General features: G+C 46.7%; 3 protein-coding genes. 1 reads left to right on the top strand and 2 read right to left on the bottom strand.

Annotation, left to right across the window (positions count from 1 at the left end; genetic code table 11):
• The coding region (locus A3729_RS20120; RefSeq protein WP_068634205.1) for an SDR family NAD(P)-dependent oxidoreductase at positions 1 to 564 on the top strand (564 nt) is incomplete at its 5' end.
• A 9-nt stretch (positions 565 to 573) separates the two neighbouring features.
• On the opposite strand, the gene A3729_RS20115 is transcribed toward A3729_RS20120, so the two are convergent.
• Both A3729_RS20115 and A3729_RS20110 read right to left on the bottom strand, forming a co-directional pair.
• Positions 574 to 1,182, bottom strand: coding sequence for an SOS response-associated peptidase (locus A3729_RS20115; RefSeq protein ID WP_068509266.1), 609 nt, complete (start codon positions 1,180 to 1,182; stop codon positions 574 to 576).
• Positions 1,183 to 1,263: 81 nt separating this feature from the next.
• On the bottom strand, positions 1,264 to 1,492 hold a 229-nt coding region (locus A3729_RS20110; protein ID WP_231877474.1), incomplete at its 5' end, for a hypothetical protein.

Here is a 1,492-nt window from a genome sequence, read left to right as displayed (position 1 = left end):
CTTGATGTCACTGATACTTCGCAGGTGGATGAGGTGATTAAGGGCTTTCAATCTTCTTTGGGGCGTTTAGATATGATCGTTGCTAATGCCGGGATTGCCCGCTCAGGCAAAGCCGAGATTGCCTCTTTAGATGACCAGCTCGCCGTAATCAATACTAATCTAAATGGTGCTATCGCTACCGTCAGGGCTGCGCTTAAAGCATTCCGGACCCAAGGTGGTGGGCATATTGTGGCAACCGCTTCCGTTGCGGGCTATCGAGGTTTACCAAGAAATGCTGCGTATTCTGCTTCAAAAGCGGGTTTGGCTACCTATATGGAGGCGGTTAGGCTGGAGACCTTAAATGACAATGTTGATGTGAGTGTCATTAACCCCGGTTTTATCGATACGGAAATTAACCGTAGTTTGCCCAGCAGGCCCTTTGTTATCAATGTAGAGCAGGGCGCTAAGCAGTTTGCCGATCTGGTTGAAAAGAAAGTTAAAGCTTCTACCCTTCCTCGAATGCCTTGGGCGATTGTTGCGCCTCTTATGCGTGTTTTACCGGATTCTCTGATTGCTAAAATGTAGTTTTGGTTACTAGTCACTTATGCGCTCGAAGGTCGCCGGGGTTGAACTGATCGGTGGGTGAATCTGGAGTGCGTGATGATCGTGAAATTGATTTATCTCATTGGCTGGTCGTGGCAGTGCCAGCCAGTCCTTCACCTTTGATGCTTCGATTAACAAAGGCATTCTATGGTGATAAATTCCACAATTAGGGTCGGCTTCGCATGTGAGGGTAACAAGCTGGAAGCCACCTGAGTTCAGTGGAAATAGTATTCCTGCCATAAACAGAACGTCGTCTATTGCCGGTGAAAAACGGTGTTTTATTTTGTGCCCGGGCTCTCCTGTCCATTCAAACCAGGCCGAGCAGGGTACTACGCAACGGTGTAGTGCATAAGCAGAACTAAAGGTCTTCTTGGTGGCGACGGTTTCTGCCTGAGCGTTGAATATGGTGTGATGTGCCCAGTGAGGGTTGATCCCCCAGAGAGCAGGCGTTTGCGATAGCTTCTCATGCTGATAGTGAAGGCAGGCGACCTCTTGTGAAGGGCGTTGGTCATGATTGTTTATGGCATGAAAAAGTATATGAAATGCTTCGAATACGCCTGTATCGACGATGGCTTTGTCTACTTCAAATCTTCCACACATGTAAAGGAGCCTCTGCCTGAAACTAAGCTTATTACCTTATTGGAATATTATCATAGGCTGTGATGAAAAATTAACGAAAAGTCAGAGGCAAATTACTGATTCCCTTGATTTAGATCTGACCTTCAGCATATTTTTTAAAAATGCAAAAGCAGTGTCCGGCGCTTCTTTAATAAATACGCCAAGCGTGAAGCCGTCCGGAGCGATCGAGGTGTGTTTGATCTCGCCCAGTACTTTGAACTCCATTTTCTTGCCATTGTAGAAAGCGGCAATTTGAAGTAGCACCAAAGCATCTTTTCGGAAGTCTACGGGG

The sequence above is a fragment of the Oleiphilus sp. HI0043 genome, assembly GCF_001634935.1.
This window is presented reverse-complemented; position numbering and strand designations above follow the sequence as displayed.

Bases quoted from the DNA above. Each gene is read 5' to 3' on its own strand.
- A3729_RS20115 (WP_068509266.1), bottom strand. From the start codon at position 1,182: ATGTGTGGAAGATTTGAAGTAGACAAAGCCATCGTCGATACAGGCGTA.